The following is a 21,303-nucleotide window of genomic DNA, read 5'->3' as shown; positions in this document are numbered from 1 at the left end:
TCGCCGGGCGGGCGCCGGTGGGAAGAGATCGGCGCCTGCGCAGGACGCGGGGGGGCGGACACGTGGGGGCGGACACCTGGCCGGGCGGCATAGGAACGGACGGACGAAAAGGGCGGACGGGCGTAAGGGCGCCGGGGGAACGCGTCCGGCGCCCGCAGGCCTGCGGCGCGGCCAATGCGGGGAGGCTCGCCCGGCACATGCGCGCGCCGGCTCCGCCGCATCGGGCGGGGGGAACGCGGAAAAAGGCCTTCGCCCCCCCGGCGCCGCGTCGCGGTCTCGCCCCCGCTCGTTTCTCGCCCCCGCCCCGACGCCTGCGACGGTCCCGTCCGGCGCCCCCGCCTCCGCGCGCCGCGGGCGACCGGAGGCCACCCGCGCGACCGCGACGCGGCGCCCGGCGCAGGGGGCGTAGGGCGGGGGCTCAGGCCCGGACGTGCTCCAGCATCGCGAGCAGCGCCGGCAGGTCGGCGACCGTGTCGATCACATGGTCGGCCCCGGCGCCGCGCAGCGCCTCGGTGGCGCGGGTCCGCAGCCGCTCGCGCTCCGGAGCCGGCAACGCCGCCAGGTCCTCGGGCGTCAGGCCCACATGGTTGCCAGACATCGCCACGCCCACGGTCAGCGCGCCGACCGCCACGCCCTCGGCGATGCCCGGCTCGGTGTCGTCCACCTTCACCACCGCCGCGCCATCGGTCACGCCCAGCAGTTCCATCGCCCGCAGCATCTGCCCCGGCCCCGGCCGCCCGTCCGCCACGTCATCGGCGCAGACCACGCATTCGGGCGCATAGCCCTGCGCCGCCGCCGCCGGCAGCACCCGCGCCATGATCGAGCGGGTGTAGCCGGTGGTCGAGCCCACACGGATCCCCCGCGCCGCCAGCTGGTCGACGGCGCCCTTGGCCCCGGGCACCAGCGCCGCGTAGCGCGGCGCGACCTCCTCGTTCATCGGCACGAAGATCTCGTAGATCGCGTCCACATCGGCCTCGGTCGGGGCGCCGCCATGCGCCGCCTCCCACTGCCGGCGAATGCCGTTCTGCGCCAGCATGGCCTGGATATGCGCCCGCTTGGGCCGTCCCATCGGTCCGCGGGCGTCGGCGATGGTCGCCTTGATCCCGAAGCGCGAGAACGCCTCCACGAACACCCCCATCGGCGCGAAGGAGCCGAAGTCGATCATCGTGCCGGCCCAGTCGAACACGGCGGCCTGGAATTTCATGCCCGGGTCCTTTCCCGTTACTCCGCTCCGCGGTCAGTCGATCCGCGGCCCATCGATCGACGGTCAGTCGAACAGCCCCGCCACCGTCTCCTCGCCGATGGCGAATCCGGTGGACGCGCCGCAGCCCGCGGTGACGATCACCACCCGCGTCGCCGCATCCGGCGCGTCGGTCAGCCGCCAGCGATCCGGGGCCGAGGCGTAGGTTCCCAGCCACCGCTCCGCCACCCGCCAGGGGCCGAGCGCCAGCGTGGCCTCCATCTCATCCGTGATCAGCGCGTCCACCGATTGCGGCGCGAACGGATCGGGCGTGGCCGCGTAATGGTGGCTGTCGCCCACCACCAGCGAGCCGTCGGCCGAGCGCACGACGATCAGATGCACCCCGTTGGCGCGCTGCTCCGGCTGCTCCGCGTCCAGCCGGGCGGCGAGGGCGCGCGCCTCGGGCAGTTCCGCGTAGCCGAGATAGCGGGCGAGGCCGAGATCCGACATCACCGCCGCCTCCAGCCGCACCGGGGTCTCGGGGCGGATCCGCAGCATGTGCAGCTTGCAGCGGGTCAGGCCATAGGCCGCGAGCCGGTCGGCGAAGGGCCCGGAATAGTCGTCGCCGGGGCAGCAGATCACCGTCTCCGCCTCGATCACGCCGGCGGAGGTCTCAAGCCGCGGCGTCTGCACGGCGTGGACCTCGACGCCGCGTCGGAACTCGACCCCATGCGCCGCCGCCAGCCAGGCGGCCAGCGCGGGAATGGCCTCGCGGCTCTCCACCCGCAGTTCGGTCGGGGACCAGAGCGCGGCGGAGACGGAAGCCGACAGCGGGGCGAGCGCCGCGGCCTCGTCCCGCGTCATCCGGCGGCAGTCGGTCTGCCGCGCCATGTCGGTTTCGAGAAAGGCGTCGATCACCGCCTCCGCCTCCGGCCGGCGGGCCGTGACCAGCATTCCGCGATGGAGGATGGGGATGCGGGCGGCCTCAGCGACCTCCGCCCAGATCTCGCGCGTGCGCCGCGCCAGCGCCCAGCAATCGCCCGCCTGCTGGCCGTTCACCGTGACGAAGCCGAAATTGCGGATCGAGGCGCCGTTGGCCTGCGCGTCGCGGTCGATCACCACCACCCGCTTGCCCCGCCGCGCCGCGGCCAGCGCGTGCGCAAGGCCGAGCACACCGGCCCCGATGACCGCGAGATCATAGCTCATCGCATTGCGCTCATTCGTATTTTTCGAGGAAAGCCTCGACCGGAAGCTCCCGGAAGTCCTGAAGCCTAGCGCGAAGCGTGGCGTGATCCCAGTCCCACCACGCGAGCGCCTGAAGCCGCGCCGCGACCCCTTCGGGGAACCGCCGCTTGATCTCCGAGGCCGCGACCCCGCCGACGATCGTGTAGGGGGCCACGTCTTTGGTCACCACCGCGCCCGCGGCCACGATGGCGCCGTCGCCGACGCTCACCCCCGGCATGATGACGGCGTTGTAGCCGAACCAGGTGTCATGCCCGACGGTCACGCCGTTGCGGCGACGTTCCTCGAACACCTCCGCCTCATCCTCGGCGTCGTCCCAGTAGCTCGCGGCGCGATACATGAAATGATGCAGCGAGGCCCGCTGATAGGGATGGTTGGTCGGGCAGATCCGGCAGCCCGAGGCGATGTTGGCGAACTTCCCGATCCGCGAATAGGCGATCTCGTTGCGCCCGGCGCAGTAGGAATAGTCGCCGAATTCCACCTCCAGCAGGGTCGAGCCCGCCATGATCTCGGTGCAGCGGCCCAGCACCGAGTCCACCACCCGCGCGGTCGGGTCGATCCAGGGCGCCCCGCTCAGCTTCGCCATTCCCGTCTCCTCACGCTTCGCGCGGCTCGCCGCCCTGGATCAGCCGGCGACGCAGCCAGCCGGACAGGGCGTCCATCGCGAAGACCACGAGGATGGTCAGCACGATGATGTAGAGCGTGTTCTCCCAATCGCGCGACGTGCGCATGGTCTCCACCAGCATCAGCCCGATGCCTCCCGCGCCCAGCGCGCCGATGACCGTGGCCGAGCGGGTGTTGGATTCGAGGTAGTAGAGCACCTGGCTCACGAAGACCGGCAGGATCTGCGGGATCACCCCGAAGCGGTAGCGCTGGAACTGCGTGGCGCCGGTGGCGCGCACGCCCTCGATCTGCTTGTCGTCCACGTTCTCCAGCGCCTCGGAGAACAGTTTCCCCAGGCTCCCGGTATCGGTGAAGGCGATGGCCAGCGCGCCGGTCAGCGGCCCCAGCCCGAAGGCCCGGATGAAGATCAGCGACCAGATCAGCATGTCGATCCCGCGCAGCAGGTCGAAGCCCCGCCGCACCACGAAGCGCAGCCCCTGGTGCGGCGTGAAGTTGGAGGCCGCGAGGAAGGCCAGCGGCAGCCCCACGAAGGCCGCGACCAGCGTGCCCAGCACCGCCATCATGATGGTCTCCAGCAGGGCCTGGAACACCTCGCCATGCTGCCAGCCGGAATTGCCGCGGAACTCGTCGAAGATGAAGGCGGCGTTGGACATCAGCGGGTCGACGCGCTCATCCGACCAGGCCAGCGCCCAGACCTCGCCCGCCGACAGGCCGCTGAGCGGCGAGTCGAAGTCGAACCAGAAATTCTCCCAGCCCCAGTAGTAGCGGTGCAACTCCACCTTGGCCGAGCTCATCTGGATGCGCTTGCCCAGCTCGGGGCGGGCGTCGAACTTCTTGTCCGACAGCTTGATCCAGTCGGGGACCGGGCCGGGGGGCAGCGTCGCCTCGATCCGGCGGTCCACGGCCTCGACCCGGATCTCGCCATAGCCCGGCGCGTCGACGAAGATCACCGGGCCGTTCATCAGCACCCGCCAGCCATCGCCCAGGTCGACGTCCAGCGCCGTCTCGCCGGCGTCGGGGGCGGCCCGCACCCAGTCGGGCCAGGCGTCGGCGGCGTAGGTCGCCATGCGCTCGCCCTCCACTGCCACTTCGAGCCCGCCGCGGCGCAGGTCTTCCTCCACATGGACCTTGTACATGACCGAGTCCGTGGCCAGCAGCGCCGCCCGCTCCGGCCGCGCCGAGGCGATCAGCCCGTTCACGTCGAACGCCACCCAGGCGTAGCCGAGATAGATCACCGCCAGCAGCGGCGCGGCCATGGTGGCGAGCATCCGGCGGCGCACATGGGCATGGGCGCGGGCCACGCGGTCCTCGCCCCCGGCTTCGGTCTGGGCCTCCGTCTCCTCGCCCTGTCCGGCCTTGCCGGCCAGACGCGCCCGGCCCCAGGAGGACAGCTGGTCGATCAGGAAGATCGAGGTCACCAGCAGCACGAACAGCGCGATGGTCTCATCGCCCGAGCCCTGCCCCCAGCCGATGGTCCGGCGCAGCTCGGTCCCGATCCCGCCGGCGCCCACGAAGCCCAGAATGGCCGAGGCGCGGACGTTGATCTCCAGCCGCAGCAGGAAATAGCTCAGCCAGTTGGGCGCCACCTGCGGGATCACCCCGTAGCGCACCCGCTGGAACCACGATCCGCCGGAGGCCGCGAGGCCCTCCATCGGCTTCACGTCGATGTTCTCGTTGACCTCGGAGAACAGTTTCCCCAGCGCGCCGACGGTGTGGAAGGCCACCGCGATCATCGCCGGCACCGGCGAGGTGCCCAGCACGAAGATCAGGAACAGCGCGATGATCAGCTCGGGGAAGGCGCGCATCACGTCCAGGCAGCGGCGCACCGGCAGCCGCAGCCAGGCCGGCGCGCCCAGGTTCGGGGTCGCGGCCAGCGACAGCACCGCCGCCCCCGCGCCGCCCAGCAGCGTCGCCGCCACCGCGATGTTCAGCGTCTCCAGCAACGCCGGCAGGAACCGCCACAGCAGGCCGGGAAACTCGCCGATCTTCGCCCAGGTCTCGGCCAGAAGGCCCGCGGGATAGTCGAAGAACTGCCCCATCCCGTTCCAGAACGACCCGGAATTCATCGAGTTCGACAGATCGAAGCCCGAGATCAGCACCGCCGCGATCAGCAGCACGACCAGGCCGGAATACATCTGCCGCCGGCGGGTCTGGCGGACGATCTCGGTTTCGAGAGCGGCGAGCGTCATCGAGGGCCTCGGGTTCGGATACAGGGGGAGCGCATGGAAAGAGGCCCCGGAACCGGTCCGGGGCCTCTGGGTTCGATCAACGCGGGGCGCGGATCACTCGGACTTCGCCTTGCGGGCGTCGACGATGGAGGTGTAGGCGTCGTGGCCGATCGGCATGAAGCCCTGCGCGTCGCCGGCGATCACGCCATAGGCGCACTCGGGGTCGACGGTCGGCAGGGTCGCCATCAGGGCGGTCATCTGCAGCTTCACCTTCTCGGGCAGGTTGGTGGCCAGCACGATCGGGCCCTCGGGGATCGGCTTCGAGCGCCAGATCTCGACCAGCTCCGACATGTCCACGAGACCCGCGTCCACCGCCTTGCGCAGGGCGCCGGAGTTGTAGCCGTCCTCCCACTCGCCCAGGCCGTCGGCCCAGGTCACGCCGGCCTCGATGTCGCCGTTGTAGACCGCGACGATGGTCTGCTCATGGCCGCCGGTGAACACCACGTCGCCGAAGAACTCGCCCGGGACCATGGACTTGCCGCCCTGGGGGATCTCGATGGAGGGGATCAGGTAGCCCGAGGTCGAGTTCGGATCGCCGAAGCCGAAGGTCTTGCCCTTCATGTCGTCGAGCGAGGCGATGCCCGCATCGGCCCGCGCGAAGCCGATGGAGTGGTAGCCGTAGGAGCCGTCCACGTTGACCTTGACCAGCACCGGCTCGACCGCTTCGGGGTCGCTCATGTAGACCTTGGCGTAGCCCGAGGCGCCCAGCCACGCCATGTCGAGGTTGCCGCCCAGCAGGCCCTCGATGACTCCGTTGTAGTCGGCCGGGGCGAACAGCTTGGTGGGCACGCCCAGCAGGGCCTCGGTCTTCTCGCGCAGGCACTCGTTGGAGCGCATGCGGTCGGAGGCGTTCTCGCCGCCCAGCAGGCCGATGCGGAACTCGGTGATCTCCTGCGCCGAGGCGAAGGAGGCGGGAGCGGCGACGGCGACGGCCGCGGCGGCGGCAAGAACCAGGGATTTCATCGGGGGATCTCTCCGTGAAGGAAGGTCGGTCTTCGGAAACGAAAGCGTCGGATACGCGGATCGAGGCGCGAGGCGCCTCAACCGACGGCGGAGACCCCCGACGCGGCGCGCGCCAGCGCCGCGTCGGGCGCCAGCGCGCCGATGGAGGTGGAGGTGGAGGCCTCGGAGAACTCGGCGCCGGCGCCGTAGATCTCCCGGGCCATGGCCTCGGTCAGCAGCTCGGACGGCCCGTCGAAGACGATCCGCCCGGCGCGCATCCCGATCACCCGGTCGCAATAGCGGCGCGCGGTGTCGAGCGTGTGGAGGTTGCAGATGACGGTCAGGCCGTCCTCCTCGTGGATGCGCCGCAAGGCGTCCATGACCACCTGCGCGTTCATCGGGTCGAGCGAGGCGATGGGCTCGTCGGCCAGCACGAATTTCGGGTTCTGCATCAGGGCGCGGGCGATGGCGACGCGCTGCTGCTGGCCGCCCGACAGCGCCTCGGCGCGCTTCAGGGCGTGGCCCTCGATCCCCAGCCGCTCCAGATGGCCGAGCGCGGCGCGGATATCGGCCTCGCCGAACACGTTGAAGGCCGAGGCCAGCGCCGAATGCCCGTTCAGCCGGCCCAGCATGACGTTGGTCACCACGTCGAGCCGCGGCACCAGGTTGAACTGCTGGAAGATCATCGCGCAGTCGCGCCGCCAGGCCCGCAGCGCCGCGCCCTTGAGCGTCAGCACGTCCCGCCCCTCGACCAGGATGCGCCCGGAGGACGCGTCGGTCAGCCGGTTGATCATGCGCAGCAGGGTGGACTTGCCGGCGCCGGAGCGTCCGATGACCCCGATCATCGCCGGCTTGTCGACCAGTATGTCGGCCCGGTCCACGGCGGTGGCGGCCCCGAAGGTCTTGGTCAGCGACTCGATTTTCAACAGCATGAACGGCTCCCGTGCGACGGGGCCGGGTGTAGACGCGCTGCGCGACAGTCGTTCGACGTTAGGGATTCAGTTTTGTGACGGGCGCGGGGGGGCGCCGCCCGCCGGGCCGGCGGCGTCGGCCTGCGGGCCCGGATCCGCGGGCCGCGGCTTTTCGAGGCGTCCGCCAGCGGCTAAGCATGTGCCCGGAAGCCGCCGGTTCCAAGGCGGCGCGGCGCGCGGGTCCGCCTGCGCGCCCCCGGCCCGAGGACCCACTCCATGCCCGAATTCTCCGTGCCCGTGAACCGCCTCAAGGCCGACCTGCTGGCGCGCAGGCGCAAGCTGACCGGCCTGTGGCTGGCGCTGGGCTCCGAGCCCGCCACCGAGATCTGCGCCGACGCCGGCTTCGACTTCGTGTGCGTCGACGGCGAACATGCGCCGCTGGACCAGGACCTGGTGCGCCGCCAGCTCGCCGCCGCCGAGCTCGGCTCGACCTCCATCGTCGCGCGTCCGCCGGTGAACGAGGCCTGGGTGATCAAGCAGATGCTGGATTCGGGCGCCCAGACCCTGATCATCCCCATGGTCGACACGCCCGAGCAGGCCGAGGCCGCGGTCGCCGCCTGCCTCTACCCGCCGCAGGGCATCCGCGGCGCCGCCGGCGCGGTGCGGGCCGCGCGCTACGGCCGGATCCGCGACTACCTGACCGCCGCCAACCCCGAGATCTGCATCATCCCGCAGGTCGAAACCGCGCTGGCCGTGGAGAACATCGAGGCGATCTGCGCCGTGCCCGGCGTCGACGCGATCTTCATCGGGCCCTCGGACCTGTCGGCCTCGATGGGCTTCACCGGGCGCTCCACGGCGCCGGAGGTGGAGGAGGTCATCCAGTCCGCGATCGCCCGCATCCACGCCTGCGGCAAACCCGTCTCGACGCTGTCCTTCGACGCGACGGTGGCGAAGCGCTACATGGACTACGGCGCGGATATGGTCGCCGTGGGCTCGGATTCCACGCTTCTGATGAAGGCCGCGGCGGATCTGCGCCGGTCTTTCGACTGACCTCGCCGGCCGCGGCGGCTCTGCGGGCCGCCAGGTCATTCAGGCCCCGACGCGTTTTCCGCGTCGGGTCGCCTTGACGGGCCCTCCGGCTTTTCGTATCAGGCGCGCGGCTCGGCGGAGTAGCTCAGTTGGTTAGAGCAGCGGAATCATAATCCGCGTGTCGGGGGTTCAAGTCCCTCCTCCGCTACCAAGCCCCCCCGGACGATGAAATCAGATGTCGATTCCGGAAGGGGAGCGGGTTGCTCCCACGTTTTCCCGACATTTCGATCGAAAGATCCTCGCGGCGCGGTCCGCAGCCGTTGCGGCCTGCGCGTGCGAGGCCTTGAGCATATCGCGCATCTTCGGCCACGTCCGCCGGAAGCGCGGCATCGAGCATCGGCGCGTCCAGGCGACGCGCGACTGGACCGCCGAGCCCGAGAGATTTAGCCTCGCGCGAGAGATTCAATCTCGATCCGATCCAGCAGGCGCCGGGACTGACCGCCCGGGCTTGCGGGAAAGGCCGTTCCGCGTTTCTCCCCGCGCGCCGACGGGGCGGGGGATGGCGGCGCGGCTCCGGATCCCCCCGGGAGTTCCCGGGGGGAGGGTGGGGAGCCTCCGCCGAAGCCGCGGGAGGCCGGCCCTCGTTGGCCAGCGGCCGCCGAAGCGCGGCGCGCTCCGACGCCGCCGCGGCGTCCGGCCCGCGCTCAGCGCCGCCAGAAGCCCGGGGTCAGCAGGATCAGGGCGGTCAGGATCTCCAGCCGTCCCAGCAGCATGGCGAAGGCCAGAACCCATTTCGCCGCCGCGGGCAGCGGCGCGAAATTGCCCGACGGCCCGATCACGTCGCCCACGCCGGGCCCGACATTGGCCAACGCCGTGGCCGCCCCGCTGACCGCGGTCAGCAGGTCCAGCCCCAGCAGGCCCAGCAGGCCCGCGACCACCGCGAAGGTGATCAGGAACAGGGTGCAGAAGGCGACGACGGAGATCAGCGTGGCGTCGCCCACGGCCCGCCCCTCATAGCGGATCGGGACCACGGCGCTGGGGCTCAGCGTTCGGCGCAGGTCGGCGAAGATGGCCTTGGCGGTCAGGATCAGCCGCATCGCCTTGAGCCCGCCGGAGGTCGAGCCGGTGCAGCCGCCGAACACCGTCACGATCAGGAACACCACCACCGGCCCCGCGCCCCAGGCGGTGTAGTCCTCGGTCGCGAAGCCGGTGGTGGTGACCACCGAGACCACGTTGAACGCCGCCCGCAGCAGCGCGTCGAGCGGTTCCGCCAGCCCCGCCAGCGCCAGCCAGGCGGCCATCCCGAGGATGATCGCGGCCAGCGAGGCGAGGTAGATCGCCACCTGCTCGGACCGCCAGGCGCCCTTGTTCCAGACCCGCAGATACCACACGAAAGGGATCGAGCCCGACAGCATGAACACCGTCGCCGTCCCCATGATGAAGCGGTCGTCGAAATGGCCGAGCGAGGCGTCGTAGGTCGAGAACCCGCCCGTGGACACCGTGGTCATGGCGTGCAGGACGGCGTCGAAGGGGGCCATGCCGCCGATCTCGTAGGTCAGGGCGCAGGCGAGGGTGAGCGCCGCGTAGACCCACAGGGTCGCGCCGGCGAAGCGGGCGGCGGAGCCGAGCTCCTTGTCCGCGGTGTCCGAGCTTTCGGTCCGGAACAGCTGCATGCCGCCGACCCGCAGCATGGGCAGCACGGCGATGCCGGTGACGATGATGCCGATGCCGCCGATCCATTGCAGCATCGCCCGCCAGATCAGCAGGCCCGGCGCGGTCCGGTCCAGTCCGGTCATCACGGTGGAGCCGGTGGTGGTCAGGCCGGACATGGCCTCGAAGAAGGCGTCGTGGATGTCGAGCCCGGCGAGATGCAGGGGCAGGGCGGCGAGGGTCCCGGCGGTGAGCCAGGCGAAGGTGGTCATCGGGAAGGCGTGCCGGGCGCGGAAGCTGCGGTAGTCGGGGCGCCGGGCGGCGACGGCGACGAGGGCGCCGAGGGTGATGGCGAGGAAGGCCGACAGAAGGAAAGGCCGGGCATGGGTCGCGTCGGCTGCGGCGGGGATCAGCATGATCGCGCCCACCAGCACCGCCACCAGCCCGTTCATGCGCAGCACGAGCTGCACGCGATGCGTCCTCCGCCAGGCGATCCGACGTGGATCGACGGTCGCGAAATTCCGCCGGAACCGGGGGCGCGTCAATCGCGGGCGGCGTCAAAACCGGTGGGCGCGCTGTTATGGCCGCGGCCCCGAACGCGGCCCCGGTCGCGGCGCCGGTCGCGGCGCCGGCGGGCGGGCGGCTCAGTCGTCGCGGGCGGGGGACTGGCGCAGGGCCTTGACCTCTCCGCGCTGGGTCTTGGCGGCGAGGCGGCGGCGCTTGGAACCCAGCGTGGGCTTGGTGGCGATGCGCCGCCGGGGGCGTTCCAGCGCCTTGCGGATCAGCTCGGCCAGGCGTTCGCGGGCGTCCTCGCGGTTGCGGGACTGGGAGCGGTGGGCCTCGGCGCGGATGATGAGCGCGCCCTCCTCTGTCCAGCGGCGTCCGGCGAGCCGGCGCAGGCGGGCCTTGGCGTCATCGGGCAGGTTGGGGGAGCGGGCGGCCTCGAACCGCAGTTCGACGGCGGTGGAGACCTTGTTGACGTTCTGCCCCCCCGGCCCGGAGGCGCGGGTGAAGCTCTCGGTCAGCTCCCAGTCGGCGATGGAGACGGCGTCGGTCACGCGGAGCATGGCGGGGGCTCGGGTCCGGTTCGGGGGCGGGATGCGGGTTCGGGTTTGGGCGCAACCTGCACCGGACCGGGCCTCCGGAACAAGTCCGCGGGGCGGCGCGGGCGGGCGCCGGGCCGCGCGTCGACCGGCGCGAGGGCTGCGCCGGGGCGCCCGCGCGGCGGGGAGAGGACGGTTCGGGCGGCGCGGGAGGAGGGCGCCGGGGGAGAGGGGGCGATGAGGACCGGGGGCGGGGCTGACGGAAGACAGGGGCGACGGGAGGCAGGGGCGACGGGAGGCAGGGGCGGGGGGCCGCGGCGCGTCGGCGCGAAGCGGTCCGCCGCCGGAAAACCGGTCCTGAAACGGCAAGGACCGCGGCGTGAGCCGCGGTCCCCGTGAGCCTTGGAACCTGAAAGCGGGCGGGGTCTGAAACCCCGGCGCCCGGGCCATCGGAAAGGAGGCTGCTCGCTATTCGCGAACCTCGAACGCCGACCCGACTTTCTGCTCCAATATCTCACTCGACATCAGACCACCTCCTTTCACGTTGTTGAACCTGTGAAGCAACGATGCGCGCCATGGCCCGTCCGGTCCAGAAAAATATCTGCGCGAACTTCAAAAAAACCGCTTAAGTCCGTATGCCTGCACGGGTATTATGCGCCAGCCGATGGTCGAGGCGCCTGCGCCGCGACGCGTCCCCGCTCGTCCTGCTGTCCGCTTGTCCTGCTGTCTGCCGGGCGCGGCTGGCGCCGGCCTCCGCCGCCGCAACGGCTCCTCCACCGCTTCCGCACCGCCGCCCGCGCACGGAAACGCGGAACGCCCGGCGCAGGGGCCGGGCGTTCGGGCGCGCGGAAAGGTCGGGCCGCCGGGCGCGGCGCGCGGGGTTCAGCCCGGAAGCATGCCCAGCGCGTTCATGTAGAGCTCCAGGATCGCCTCCTCCTCGGAGCGCTCCTCGGGCTTCTTCTTGCGCAGGGCCACGATCTTGCGGAGGATCTTGGCGTCGAAACCGTTGCCCTTGGCCTCGGCGTAGACTTCCTTGATCTGCTCCGCGACTTCCTTCTTCTCCTCCTCCAGCCGCTCGATGCGCTCGACGATGGCGCGGAGCTGGCCTGCGGAGACGGTGGTGGTCGAAACGTTGTCGTCGTCGTCAAGCATGTCCGGGCTCCGGTCGGGGTGGAGGGGCAAAGGGGGAATCGAGGGCGCGAAGCTAGTCGCCCGCGGGCCGCGCGGCAAGGGCGGGGACGGGGGCAAGGGCGGGGGCGGCCCTGCCCCCGTCCGGGCGCGCTCAGGTCCGGCCGACCAGCGACAGCGCGTCGGCGGCGCCGGGGGCCTCGCGCCGCAGCCAGCGGATGAAGGCGGCCAGCGCCGGGCGGGGCGGGCCGGGGCGGCGCACCAGGTGGTAGCCCAGCCGCCCCTGATGATCGTCATCCTCGAACAACGTGGTCAGTCGTCCGGCGGCGATGTCGTCCTCCACGAAGACCTTGCCGGCCAGCGCGATCCCCTGCCCCTCCAGCAGCGCGGGATAGAGCATGTAGCCCGGCATCGCCGCGCCCCCCGCCTCATGCGCCCCGGTCACCCCGCGCGAAGTCAGCCATTCGCGGATCTCCTCGGTCCCCTGTTCCTGCAGCCAGGGCAGGCTCAGCAGGTCGGCGGGCTGCTCGATCCGGCGCCCGGCCACGAGACCGGGCGTGGCGACGATGACCTTGGGCGCGGCGATCAGCAGGCGCGTCTCCAGCCCCGGCCAGTCGCCGTCGCCGTAGCGGATGGCGAGATCCGGGCCGCCGGGCCCCAGCTCGACCATCCTGGCGGAGGGGTCGAGATCCAGCTCGATCTCCGGATGCTCGGCGCGGAAGGTGCCGAGGCGGGGGATCAGGAAGCCGACCGCGAAATTGGGAGTCATGGTGATGCGCAGCGGGCGCGAGGCGTCGTCGGCCCGGAAGGCGTCGAGGGCGCTGCGGATGGCGTCGAAGCCTTCGGTCAGCCCGCGGGCCAGGGCGGCGCCGTCCACGGTCAGCGCCAGCCCGCGCCCGGCCCGCACGATCAGCGAGCGGCCGAGCTCGTCCTCCAGCCGGCGCACGTTCTGGGCGACGGCGGCGTGGGAGACGTTCATCTCCCGCCCCGCCTCGGAGAAGGAGAGCGTGCGGGACGCGGCCTCGAAGGCGCGCAGGGCGGCGAGGGAGGGCAGCGGGGCGAGGCGCGGGGCGGTCACGGGCGGGCCTCCGGAAGGGGCGGGGAGGGGCGCTTGCGGCGGCCGGTCCGCGAGGCGCGGCGCAGGGGGCGCTGAGCTGTAACCCTGAGTTTCATATCGCGAGAATTCCTGAGTCGCAATCCGACGCGCGGATCGTCATGTAGACGCTGACGAAACGCACCGCTCAGACACGCCCAAGGAGGGCCGCGAGATGTTCACCGTGATGGCCGCCACCATTTTCACCGCCACCCGCGCCGCCGAGGCGTCTCCCAAGGCCGATCGCGAGGCGCCGGCCCCCCGCGCCCCGTCCGCCTGGTCGCTGCGTCACGCCTTCCGCACCCGGCTGGGCGCCTCCGATTGCGCGCCCTGCGGCGAGACCCGCCGCGGCTGACCGGCGGGTCGGGGCGGAGCCCGCGCCCGACCCTGCGGACGCCCGACCCTGAAACGCGAAGCGCCGGCCCCCGGAAACGGAGGCCGGCGCTTCGCCGTTCGGAAAGGAGGGCCGCCAGCCCTTCCCCGTCAGGCCTTCCCCCGTCAGCCTTCCCCCGTCAGCCTCTCGGAGTCAGGCGGGTGACGTGGCCCATCTTGCGGCCCGGCCGCGCCTCGCCCTTGCCATAGAGGTGCAGGCGGGCGGTCGGATCGGCGGCGAGGCCGGACCAGTCCTCGGCCTCGGCGCCGATCAGGTTGTCCATCACCGCGTCCGAATGGCGCGAGCCGTCGCCCAGCGGCCAGCCGCAGACGGCGCGGACATGCTGCTCGAACTGGTCCACCGGGCAGGCGTCCAGCGTCCAGTGGCCGGTGTTGTGGACCCGCGGCGCGATCTCGTTGACCACGAGGCCGGCGTCCGTCTCGAAGAACTCCACCCCGATCACGCCGACATAATCGAGCGCGCGCAGGATCTTGCCCGCCGCCGTCACCGCGTCGAGGCGACGGGTCATGGAAATCGGGGCCGGCGCGGTGGTCTTGCGCAGGATGCCGGCCTTATGGGCGTTCTCGACCGGGTCATAGGCCACGACCTCGCCGGACAGCCCGCGGGCGGCGATCACCGAAATCTCCCGCCGGAAGGTCACGAACCCCTCCAGGATCGCCGGCGCTCCGGCCAGTTCGGCGAAGGCCGCGCCGGCGTCGCCGGGGCCCGCGAGCCGCGCCTGGCCCTTGCCGTCATAGCCCAGCCGCCGGGTCTTGAGGATGCCGGGCGCGCCGTGGTCCGCCATGGCCTCCTCCAGCTCCGCCGCCGAGGCGACGGCGCGATAGGGGGCGGTCGTCAGGCCGAGACCGCTGAGGAAATCCTTCTCGGTCAGCCGATCCTGCGCCATGTCCAGCGCCAGCGGGCCGGGGCGCACGGGGGCGAGGGCCTCCAGCGCGCGGGCGGCCTCGACGGGGACGTTCTCGAACTCGTAGGTGATCACGTCGGCGGCGGCGGCGAGCGCGGCCTGGCCGGCCGGGTCGCCGTAATCGGCGCGGATCACGTGATGGGCGACGTCGCCGGCGCAGGGCTCGGCCTCCGGCGCCAGGATCACCGTGCGCAGGCCGAGCCGGGCCGCGGCCATGGCGAGCATCCGGGCGAGCTGACCGCCGCCCAGGATGCCGACGGTTCCGCCCGGGCCGATGGGCGAGGGCGCGGGGGCGTCAGAGGTCATCGGGTTCCTCGGCCACGGAGGCGGTCTGCGCCTCGCGCAGCATGTCCAGCCGCTCGGCCAGCTCGGCGTCGGTGGTGGCGAGCATCGCGGCGGCGAAGAGCGCGGCGTTGGCCGCGCCGGCTTCGCCGATGGCGAAGGTGCCCACGGGGATGCCGCGGGGCATCTGGACGATGGAGTAGAGGCTGTCGAGCCCGTTCATGGTCCGGCTCTGCACCGGCACGCCGAGCACCGGGACGCGGGTCTTGGCGGCGAGCATGCCGGGCAGGTGCGCGGCCCCGCCGGCGCCGGCGATGATCGCCTTCAGGCCCCGGCCCGTCGCGGTCTCGGCGTAGTCGAACAGCCGGTCGGGCGTGCGGTGGGCGGAGACGATGCGCACTTCATGGGGCACGCCGAGCACCCGCAGGGTGTCGCGCGCCGGGCGCATGGTCGGCCAGTCGGACTGGCTGCCCATGACGATGCCGACCACCGGGCCCAGGGCCTCGGCGGCGTCCTCGGCGGCCTCTTCGACCGCATCGACGATCTCGTCCGGCATCTCGTTCTCGGGGTCTTCGGCCATGCGAGTCCTCCGCTGCGCCCGTGTCGCGGCCCCTCTGCCGCCCAGGAACGCCCTTAGCCCGTCGCGCCGGCGCTGTCACCCGGGCACGGGCGGGCGCGGGCGGCGGTTCAGGCGATGATATCGGGAAAAAGCTCGTCCTCGATCCGCGAAATGCGGTCCTTGAGCGCGAGCTTGCGCTTCTTGAGCCGCTTCAGCGCCAGCTGGTCGGCGGCCGCGCTGGTCTGCATGGCGTCGATGGCCGCGTCGAGATCGCGATGTTCGGCCCGGAAGGACTCGAGCTCCGAGGTCAGGAGCTCTTCACGGCTCATCACGTGGGACGTCATGCGTGCTCCGGAAACCGTTGCGGGGCCGCGGCCGTTCGGGGCCGCACGGGAGCGCGCATGATAGTCGAACCCGGCGCCCGCACAAGCGATCCGAGCGGGCCGGCGACGATGCGTCCGCTTCGGTCCCCCGGTTCAGGGCGCGACTGTTTCCGAATGACGCGTCGGCGGCGGACATGGGGGAGCGGGACGGGCGTCGCGCGCCTGCGGCGCCGGCGCGCCAACCGGCCGCGCGGCAGGCGAGAACGGTTGTCGCGGCGCACGACCGCCTCTAGATGAGAGCGATGGATATTCGCCGCCCCCTTCGCGCGCTCGCCGCGGCGCGCCGCGCGCCGCGCGTCAGCGTGCTCCGCCTCTACGGTCCCATCGGGCTGCCGGGGCGCATGTCGTCGTCGCTGTCGGACGCCGGTCTCGCCGAGCCGATCGAGGCCGCCTTCGCCGCGAAACCCGCGGCGGTGGCGCTCGCCATCAATTCGCCCGGCGGGTCTCCGGTGCAGTCGGCGCTGATCGCCGCGCGCATCCGGCGGCTGGCCGAGGCGAAGAAGGTCCCTGTCTATGCGTTCTGCGAGGACGTGGCGGCCTCAGGCGGCTACTGGCTGGCCTGCGCGGGGGACGAGATCTGGGCGGACGCGTCCTCGGTGCTGGGCTCGATCGGGGTGATCTCCGCCGGGTTCGGCTTCCAGGACGCGATCGGCCGGATCGGGGTCGAGCGGCGGGTGCACACCGCCGGGACCCGCAAGATGATGCTCGACCCGTTCCAGCCCGAAAAGGACGAGGACGTCGAACGCCTGCTGTCCCTGCAATCGGAGATCCACGACGCTTTCGCCGGCCATGTGCGGGCGCGGCGCGGATCGAAGCTGGCCGATCAGGACCTGTTCACCGGCGAGTTCTGGACCGGCGCCCGGGCCGTGGAGCTGGGGCTGGCCGACGGGCTGGGCCATCTGCGCGCGGTGATGGAGGGCAAGCTGGGCGAAAAGGCCCGCTTCCGCGAGTTCGGGGCCAAACGCAGCTTCGCGCAGCGCTTCGGCCTGTCGGGCGGCGGGGCCGGGGCCAACGCGCCCGCCGGGTTGGCCGCCGAGGCCGCCCATGCCGCGGTCGAGGCGCTGGAGACCCGCGCCGCCTGGTCCCGGTTCGGGGCCTGAGCGCGGAATGCTCTGGAAATTCGCCATTCTGTTCCTGCTGGCCATGGTCCTGATCGTGATGATCTTCGGCCGGCCCAAGGCGGGCGATGCCGGCGGACGCTGGCGGCTGGGCGGGCGCGGCAAGCGGCGCAGGCCGCCCGACGACCGGCGCGGCTGAACCGTCGCGCCAACGCCGCACCGCCTCCGCAACCCGTCGCTCCCCCTTATAATCCGCCGGCCAGAAGCCATATGACAGGCTCGCCGGCCCAACCGATGCGAAAGGACGTTCATGGACCTGGTCGCCGCGGTTCTGGGGCTCGCCATTCTGCTTGGCGCGGGCGATGCGCTGGTGCGCGGCGCCGTCGCGCTCAGCCTGCGTCTCGGCATCCCCGCCCTGCTGGTCAGCCTGACCGTCGTCGCCTTCGGCACCTCGGCGCCGGAGCTGCTGATCTCCGTGCAGGCGGCGCTGGACGACGCGCCGGGGATCGCCTTCGGCAACGTGGTCGGGTCCAACATCGCCAATGTGCTGCTGGTGCTGGGCGTGCCGGCGATGATCTCGGCCATCGACGCGCGCGACTGCGACAGCCGGCGCAACTACGCGATGATGCTCGGGGCCACGGCGGTCTATGTCGTGCTGTGCTTCCTGGGGCCGCTGGGCTGGCCGCAGGGGCTGTTCCTGCTGGCGCTGCTGACGCTGGTGCTGGGGGACGCCTATCGCGCCGCGCGCGCCCATCGCCGCGCCGTGGCGGGGGCGGAGGCCGACGAGGCCGAGATCGAGGACGACCTGCCCGAGGAGATCGCCGACGCCGACCCCAACATGCCGGTCTGGCGGCTGGCGCTGTTCCTGGGCGCCGGGCTGATCGGCCTGCCCGCCGGCGCGCATCTGCTGATCGAGGGCGCGCGGGGCATCGCCACCGCCATGGGCGTGTCCGAGGCCGCGATCGGCCTGACGCTGGTGGCGCTGGGCACCTCGCTGCCGGAGCTGGCGACCACCGTCATGGCGGCGATGCGCAAGCAGGCCGATGTGGCGCTGGGCAATGTCATCGGCTCCAACATCTTCAACATCCTCGCCATCATGGGCGTGGCGAGCCTGTTCGGCCCGCTGGAGGTCCCGCCGGGCCTGCTGACCATCGACCTGTGGGTGATGGCGGCGAGCGCGCTGGTGATGTGGCCCTTCATCTGCGGCAAGATGGTGATCGGCCGGGCGGCTGGCGGAGCGATGATCGCGGTCTATGTCGGGTATGTCGCCTTCGCGCTGACCGGCGGTCCGGTCTGAGACGCGTCGCCGTCCGGGGAGGATCATGATGACGTCACCGACCGATGAGACGGCCCCGGATGCGGCGGGCGGCGTGCCGCCGGGCGCGGCGCTGGTCACCGGGGCCGGGCGGCGGATCGGGCGGGCCATCGCCCGGGATCTCGGCCGCGCCGGCTGGGACGTGGCCCTGCACTGCATGACCTCGGTCGAGGGGGCGGAGGAGACCGCCGCCGAGATCCGCGCCCTGGGCCGCCGCGCCGCGGTCCTGCGCGCCGACCTGCTGGACGAGACCGACGCCGCGGCGCTGGTCCCCCGCGCCGCCGAGGCGCTGGGCGGGCCGCTGAGCCTGCTGGTCAACAACGCCTCCATCTTCGAGCATGACACGCTGGCCTCCGCCACGCGCGAGAGCTGGGACCGGCACATGGGATCCAATCTGCGGGCGCCCTTCGTGCTGACCCAGGCCTTCGCCGCGCAGGCGCCCGAGGCCGCGACGGACGCCGAAGGCTTTCCCCGCGCCACCGCCTGCGTGGTCAACATGATCGACCAGCGGGTGTGGAAGCCGACGCCGGAATTCATGACCTATTCGCTGGCCAAGGCCGCGCTATGGGCCTTCACGCGGACCGCGGCGCAGGGGCTGGCGCCGGGCATCCGGGTCAACGGCATCGGCCCGGGTCCGACCCTGCAGGGCGACCGGCAGAGCCGCGCCCATTTCGACGGCCAGCGCCGCGCCGTGCTGCTGGAGCGGGGCGCCTCCACCGCCGAGGTCTGCGCCGCCCTGCGCTGGATCCTGGCGTCGGATTCGCTGACCGGGCAGATGCTGGCTCTGGACGGCGGACAGCACCTGGGATGGCGCACCCCCGACGTGCAGGGGATCGAGTGACGTTATGCAACCTGTGGTGGAGAAAAGGTTTTCCAGCGAACCCTGAGATGCGGCATGATCCTGGTCGTCGGTGAATCTTTTCCACCTGGGTCGCCTTACGTCGCGCCACCGTCTCGAAAACGTCAACGGAATCAAGAAGTCGGGTTTCCAAGGAAAATTCACGTTTAAAAACAGCGCTTTGATAAAGTGCTTAAAAAAGCGTCAATCCGAGGAAAGGCCTTTGCGGTCAAGGGGAAGCGAATTTCATTCAGAGTTGCCTACAGACTTATCCACAGGTTCAGTGGACTCCTTACCGCTTGATCTCCGGACCCCGCTGTTCTAGCCGAGACCCCGACTCATGACCCCGTCCGACCCCGAAACCGACGCCGAATCCACCCCCGACTCCAACGCCGCCGAGACGGTCGCGGAGTCGAGCGCGCACACCGTCTCGGCGCCGGGCTCCGAGGTCGCAGGCGCCGCCGGGGAAGGCGCGCGCGCCGCCGCCCAGTTCGACGAGGACGGCGCCGCGCGCCCCCCCGGAGAGGCCGGCGTCACCGGCATCGAGGTCATCCGCGCCCAGCTTCGCCACCTGCCCGATCAGCCCGGCGTCTACCGGATGCTCGATGCCAGGGGGGAGGTGCTCTATGTCGGCAAGGCGCGCAGCCTGAAGACGCGCGTCGCCTCCTACGCGCGCCCCACCGGCCACACCGCGCGCATCGCGCGGATGATCTCGGCCACGGCCTCGATGATGTTCCTGACCACGAACACCGAGACCGAGGCGCTGCTGCTGGAGCAGAACCTGATCAAGCAGCTCAAGCCGCGCTTCAACGTGCTGCTGCGCGACGACAAGAGCTTTCCCAACATCGTGGTCGGCGACGCCCATGCCTTCCCCAAGATCGCCAAGCATCGCGGGGCGCGGCGCGAGGCGGGGCGCTATTTCGGGCCTTTCGCGGGGGCGGGGGCGGTGAACCGCACGCTCAACCAGCTGCAACGGGCCTTCCTGCTGCGGACCTGCACGGATTCCGTCTTCGACAACCGCACGCGCCCCTGCCTGCTGTTCCAGATCAAGCGCTGCTCGGCCCCCTGCGTCGGGCGCATTTCGGAAGAGGACTACGCCGGCGCGGTCGACGACGCGGTGCGGTTCCTGGAGGGCAAGTCCTCCGACATCCAGAAGGGGCTGGCGGAGGAGATGGCCGCCGCGTCCCGGGCGCTGGAATTCGAGCGCGCCGCCGCCCTGCGCGACCGGATCAAGGCGCTGACCCAGGTGCAGGCGGTGCAGGGCATCAACCCCGAAAGCACCGACGAGGCCGACGTGGTGGCGCTGCACCAGGAGGGCGGGCAGGCCTGCGTGCAGGTGTTCTTCTTCCGCGCCCACCAGAACTGGGGGAACCGCGCCTACTATCCGCGCACCGGGGCCGGCGCCGAACCGGCGGAGATCCTGGAGGCCTTTCTCGTGCAGTTCTATTCCACCAAGGAGCCGCCCAAGCGCGTGCTGCTGTCGGACCCGGTGGAGGACGTGGAGCTGCTGGCCGAGGCGCTGGCGGCGCGGCGCGGGCGCAAGGTGGACGTCGCCGTGCCGGCGCGGGGCGAAAAGCGCCTGCTGGTGGAGCACGCCCTGCGCAACGCCAAGGAGAGCCTCGCGCGCAAGATGGCCGAAAGCTCCGCCCAGGCGACCCTGCTGGAAGGGCTGGCCGAGGCCTTCGGGCTCGACTCCCCGCCGCAGCGCATCGAGGTCTACGACAACTCGCATATCCAGGGCGCCCATGCGGTGGGCGCGATGATCGTCGCCGGGCCCGAGGGGTTCGTGAAATCCCAGTATCGCAAGTTCAACATCAAGCAGGCCGGCACCGACGACGATTTCGGCATGATGCGCGAGGTGCTGGAGCGCCGCTTCGCCCGCCTGCTGAAGGAGGACCCGGACCGGGAGCTGGGGCATTGGCCCGACCTGCTGCTGATCGACGGCGGGGCGGGGCAGATCTCGGCCACCGCGGGCATCCTGGCGGAGCTGGGGGTGGAGGACGTGGCCCTGTTCGGCGTCGCCAAGGGCGAGGATCGCGACGCGGGCAAGGAGGTGTTCCACGTCCCCGGCCGCGCGCCCTTCGCGCTGCCCCACCGCTCGCCCACGCTGTATTTCATCCAGCGGCTGCGCGACGAGGCGCATCGCTTCGCCATCGGCACCCATCGGGCCAAGCGGGCCAAGGCCAGCGTGAAGAACCCGCTGGACGACGTGCCGGGCGTGGGGCCGACGCGCAAGCGGGCGCTGCTGGCGCATTTCGGCTCGGCCAAGGGGGTGACCCGGGCGGGGGTGGAGGAGCTCAAGGCCGTCTCCGGCGTGTCCGAGGCGCTGGCCGAGACCATCCACGCGCATTTCCATCCGGGCGCCTGATCGCCGCGCCTGACGCTGCGGCGTTGAGGTCACATGACGCAGGGATCGCATGTTCCGCCGGCGGAGCGATCTTGCCCGCGGGCCCGCGGCAAGGCCATTCACGGGGCTCATGGGGAAACAATCGCCAAGGGG

Annotated in this window: 20 protein-coding genes and 1 tRNA gene; 8 read left to right on the top strand and 13 right to left on the bottom strand. The window is 71.7% G+C overall.

Annotation, left to right across the window (positions count from 1 at the left end; translation table 11 throughout):
* Nucleotides 1-418 precede the first annotated feature (418 nt).
* From phnX to phnC, 6 genes are all read right to left on the bottom strand, one after another.
* Nucleotides 419-1,204, bottom strand: a complete 786-nt coding sequence (gene phnX, locus BLV24_RS08805; protein WP_092680776.1) for a phosphonoacetaldehyde hydrolase — start codon at nucleotides 1,202-1,204, stop codon at nucleotides 419-421.
* 63 nt (nucleotides 1,205-1,267) lie between these two features.
* Nucleotides 1,268-2,386, bottom strand: a complete 1,119-nt coding sequence (locus BLV24_RS08800; RefSeq protein WP_092680775.1) for a TIGR03364 family FAD-dependent oxidoreductase — start codon at nucleotides 2,384-2,386, stop codon at nucleotides 1,268-1,270.
* A 10-nt stretch (nucleotides 2,387-2,396) separates the two neighbouring features.
* On the bottom strand, nucleotides 2,397-3,008 hold the full coding sequence (locus tag BLV24_RS08795; protein WP_092680774.1) for a DapH/DapD/GlmU-related protein: 612 nt from the start codon (nucleotides 3,006-3,008) through the stop codon (nucleotides 2,397-2,399).
* Between the two features lie 10 nt (nucleotides 3,009-3,018).
* On the bottom strand, nucleotides 3,019-5,235 hold the full coding sequence (gene phnE, locus BLV24_RS22995; RefSeq protein WP_342707984.1) for a phosphonate ABC transporter, permease protein PhnE: 2,217 nt from the start codon (nucleotides 5,233-5,235) through the stop codon (nucleotides 3,019-3,021).
* 93 nt (nucleotides 5,236-5,328) lie between these two features.
* Nucleotides 5,329-6,237, bottom strand: a complete 909-nt coding sequence (gene phnD, locus BLV24_RS08780; protein WP_092680773.1) for a phosphonate ABC transporter substrate-binding protein — start codon at nucleotides 6,235-6,237, stop codon at nucleotides 5,329-5,331.
* A 77-nt stretch (nucleotides 6,238-6,314) separates the two neighbouring features.
* Nucleotides 6,315-7,145: a phosphonate ABC transporter ATP-binding protein gene (phnC, locus tag BLV24_RS08775; protein WP_092681034.1), complete on the bottom strand. Its 831-nt coding sequence runs from the start codon at nucleotides 7,143-7,145 to the stop codon at nucleotides 6,315-6,317.
* Between the two features lie 258 nt (nucleotides 7,146-7,403).
* Here phnC and BLV24_RS08770 point away from each other — a divergent pair, with 258 nt between their 5' ends.
* Complete coding sequence (locus tag BLV24_RS08770) at nucleotides 7,404-8,177, top strand: HpcH/HpaI aldolase family protein (protein WP_092680772.1); 774 nt, start codon at nucleotides 7,404-7,406, stop codon at nucleotides 8,175-8,177.
* A gap of 113 nt (nucleotides 8,178-8,290) precedes the next feature.
* Nucleotides 8,291-8,367, top strand: a tRNA-Met gene (locus BLV24_RS08765).
* Nucleotides 8,368-8,860: 493 nt separating this feature from the next.
* Here BLV24_RS08765 and BLV24_RS08760 read toward each other — a convergent pair.
* The 4 genes from BLV24_RS08760 to BLV24_RS08745 form a co-directional block, all read right to left on the bottom strand.
* Nucleotides 8,861-10,276, bottom strand: a complete 1,416-nt coding sequence (locus tag BLV24_RS08760; protein ID WP_092680771.1) for a TrkH family potassium uptake protein — start codon at nucleotides 10,274-10,276, stop codon at nucleotides 8,861-8,863.
* A gap of 174 nt (nucleotides 10,277-10,450) precedes the next feature.
* Nucleotides 10,451-10,873, bottom strand: coding sequence for an alternative ribosome rescue aminoacyl-tRNA hydrolase ArfB (gene arfB, locus BLV24_RS08755; protein ID WP_092680770.1), 423 nt, complete (start codon nucleotides 10,871-10,873; stop codon nucleotides 10,451-10,453).
* An 858-nt stretch (nucleotides 10,874-11,731) separates the two neighbouring features.
* A complete protein-coding gene (locus BLV24_RS08750) occupies nucleotides 11,732-12,001 on the bottom strand; it encodes a DUF2312 domain-containing protein (RefSeq protein ID WP_092680769.1) in 270 nt (89 codons plus the stop codon).
* 130 nt (nucleotides 12,002-12,131) lie between these two features.
* The gene (locus BLV24_RS08745; protein ID WP_245710467.1) at nucleotides 12,132-13,055 is read right to left on the bottom strand and encodes a LysR family transcriptional regulator; all 924 of its coding nucleotides are present in this window, start codon (nucleotides 13,053-13,055) and stop codon (nucleotides 12,132-12,134) included.
* Between the two features lie 190 nt (nucleotides 13,056-13,245).
* Here BLV24_RS08745 and BLV24_RS08740 point away from each other — a divergent pair, with 190 nt between their 5' ends.
* On the top strand, nucleotides 13,246-13,425 hold the full coding sequence (locus BLV24_RS08740) for a hypothetical protein (protein WP_092680768.1): 180 nt from the start codon (nucleotides 13,246-13,248) through the stop codon (nucleotides 13,423-13,425).
* A gap of 157 nt (nucleotides 13,426-13,582) precedes the next feature.
* Here BLV24_RS08740 and BLV24_RS08735 read toward each other — a convergent pair whose 3' ends face one another.
* The 3 genes from BLV24_RS08735 to BLV24_RS08725 form a co-directional block, all read right to left on the bottom strand.
* The gene (locus tag BLV24_RS08735) at nucleotides 13,583-14,674 is read right to left on the bottom strand and encodes a 5-(carboxyamino)imidazole ribonucleotide synthase (RefSeq protein ID WP_092680767.1); all 1,092 of its coding nucleotides are present in this window, start codon (nucleotides 14,672-14,674) and stop codon (nucleotides 13,583-13,585) included.
* Nucleotides 14,664-15,125, bottom strand: a complete 462-nt coding sequence (gene purE, locus BLV24_RS08730; RefSeq protein WP_425426089.1) for a 5-(carboxyamino)imidazole ribonucleotide mutase — start codon at nucleotides 15,123-15,125, stop codon at nucleotides 14,664-14,666. Before purE ends, BLV24_RS08735 begins: the two co-directional genes overlap by 11 nt.
* A 212-nt stretch (nucleotides 15,126-15,337) precedes the next feature.
* Nucleotides 15,338-15,553: a YdcH family protein gene (locus BLV24_RS08725; RefSeq protein WP_245710466.1), complete on the bottom strand. Its 216-nt coding sequence runs from the start codon at nucleotides 15,551-15,553 to the stop codon at nucleotides 15,338-15,340.
* Nucleotides 15,554-15,834: 281 nt separating this feature from the next.
* Here BLV24_RS08725 and BLV24_RS08720 point away from each other — a divergent pair, with 281 nt between their 5' ends.
* From BLV24_RS08720 to uvrC, 5 genes are all read left to right on the top strand, one after another.
* A complete protein-coding gene (locus BLV24_RS08720; RefSeq protein ID WP_092680766.1) occupies nucleotides 15,835-16,692 on the top strand; it encodes a S49 family peptidase in 858 nt (285 codons plus the stop codon).
* Between the two features lie 7 nt (nucleotides 16,693-16,699).
* Nucleotides 16,700-16,849 (top strand): hypothetical protein, encoded by a 150-nt coding sequence (locus BLV24_RS21960; RefSeq protein ID WP_176954688.1) that lies wholly within the window; start codon nucleotides 16,700-16,702, stop codon nucleotides 16,847-16,849.
* Nucleotides 16,850-16,960: 111 nt separating this feature from the next.
* On the top strand, nucleotides 16,961-17,947 hold the full coding sequence (locus BLV24_RS08715) for a calcium/sodium antiporter (RefSeq protein ID WP_092680765.1): 987 nt from the start codon (nucleotides 16,961-16,963) through the stop codon (nucleotides 17,945-17,947).
* A gap of 28 nt (nucleotides 17,948-17,975) precedes the next feature.
* On the top strand, nucleotides 17,976-18,806 hold the full coding sequence (locus BLV24_RS08710; protein ID WP_092681028.1) for an SDR family oxidoreductase: 831 nt from the start codon (nucleotides 17,976-17,978) through the stop codon (nucleotides 18,804-18,806).
* Nucleotides 18,807-19,143: 337 nt separating this feature from the next.
* A complete protein-coding gene (uvrC, locus tag BLV24_RS08705; RefSeq protein WP_092680764.1) occupies nucleotides 19,144-21,171 on the top strand; it encodes an excinuclease ABC subunit UvrC in 2,028 nt (675 codons plus the stop codon).
* Nucleotides 21,172-21,303 lie beyond the last annotated feature (132 nt).

It is taken from the genome of Albimonas donghaensis, from assembly GCF_900106695.1.
Classification (GTDB): Bacteria; Pseudomonadota; Alphaproteobacteria; order Rhodobacterales; family Rhodobacteraceae; genus Albimonas; species Albimonas donghaensis.
This window is presented reverse-complemented; position numbering and strand designations above follow the sequence as displayed.

Coding starts and splice junctions, on each gene's coding strand:
- phnX (WP_092680776.1), bottom strand. CDS start 1,204: ATGAAATTCCAGGCCGCCGTGTTCGACTGGGCCGGCACGATGATCGAC.
- BLV24_RS08800 (WP_092680775.1), bottom strand. CDS start 2,386: ATGAGCTATGATCTCGCGGTCATCGGGGCCGGTGTGCTCGGCCTTGCG.
- BLV24_RS08795 (WP_092680774.1), bottom strand. CDS start 3,008: ATGGCGAAGCTGAGCGGGGCGCCCTGGATCGACCCGACCGCGCGGGTG.
- phnE (WP_342707984.1), bottom strand. CDS start 5,235: ATGACGCTCGCCGCTCTCGAAACCGAGATCGTCCGCCAGACCCGCCGG.
- phnD (WP_092680773.1), bottom strand. CDS start 6,237: ATGAAATCCCTGGTTCTTGCCGCCGCCGCGGCCGTCGCCGTCGCCGCT.
- BLV24_RS08770 (WP_092680772.1), top strand. CDS start 7,404: ATGCCCGAATTCTCCGTGCCCGTGAACCGCCTCAAGGCCGACCTGCTG.
- arfB (WP_092680770.1), bottom strand. CDS start 10,873: ATGCTCCGCGTGACCGACGCCGTCTCCATCGCCGACTGGGAGCTGACC.
- BLV24_RS08750 (WP_092680769.1), bottom strand. CDS start 12,001: ATGCTTGACGACGACGACAACGTTTCGACCACCACCGTCTCCGCAGGC.
- BLV24_RS08740 (WP_092680768.1), top strand. CDS start 13,246: ATGTTCACCGTGATGGCCGCCACCATTTTCACCGCCACCCGCGCCGCC.
- BLV24_RS08735 (WP_092680767.1), bottom strand. CDS start 14,674: ATGACCTCTGACGCCCCCGCGCCCTCGCCCATCGGCCCGGGCGGAACC.
- purE (WP_425426089.1), bottom strand. CDS start 15,125: ATGGGCAGCCAGTCCGACTGGCCGACCATGCGCCCGGCGCGCGACACC.
- BLV24_RS08725 (WP_245710466.1), bottom strand. CDS start 15,553: ATGACGTCCCACGTGATGAGCCGTGAAGAGCTCCTGACCTCGGAGCTC.
- BLV24_RS08720 (WP_092680766.1), top strand. CDS start 15,835: ATGGATATTCGCCGCCCCCTTCGCGCGCTCGCCGCGGCGCGCCGCGCG.
- BLV24_RS21960 (WP_176954688.1), top strand. CDS start 16,700: ATGCTCTGGAAATTCGCCATTCTGTTCCTGCTGGCCATGGTCCTGATC.
- BLV24_RS08715 (WP_092680765.1), top strand. CDS start 16,961: ATGGACCTGGTCGCCGCGGTTCTGGGGCTCGCCATTCTGCTTGGCGCG.
- BLV24_RS08710 (WP_092681028.1), top strand. CDS start 17,976: ATGACGTCACCGACCGATGAGACGGCCCCGGATGCGGCGGGCGGCGTG.
- uvrC (WP_092680764.1), top strand. CDS start 19,144: ATGACCCCGTCCGACCCCGAAACCGACGCCGAATCCACCCCCGACTCC.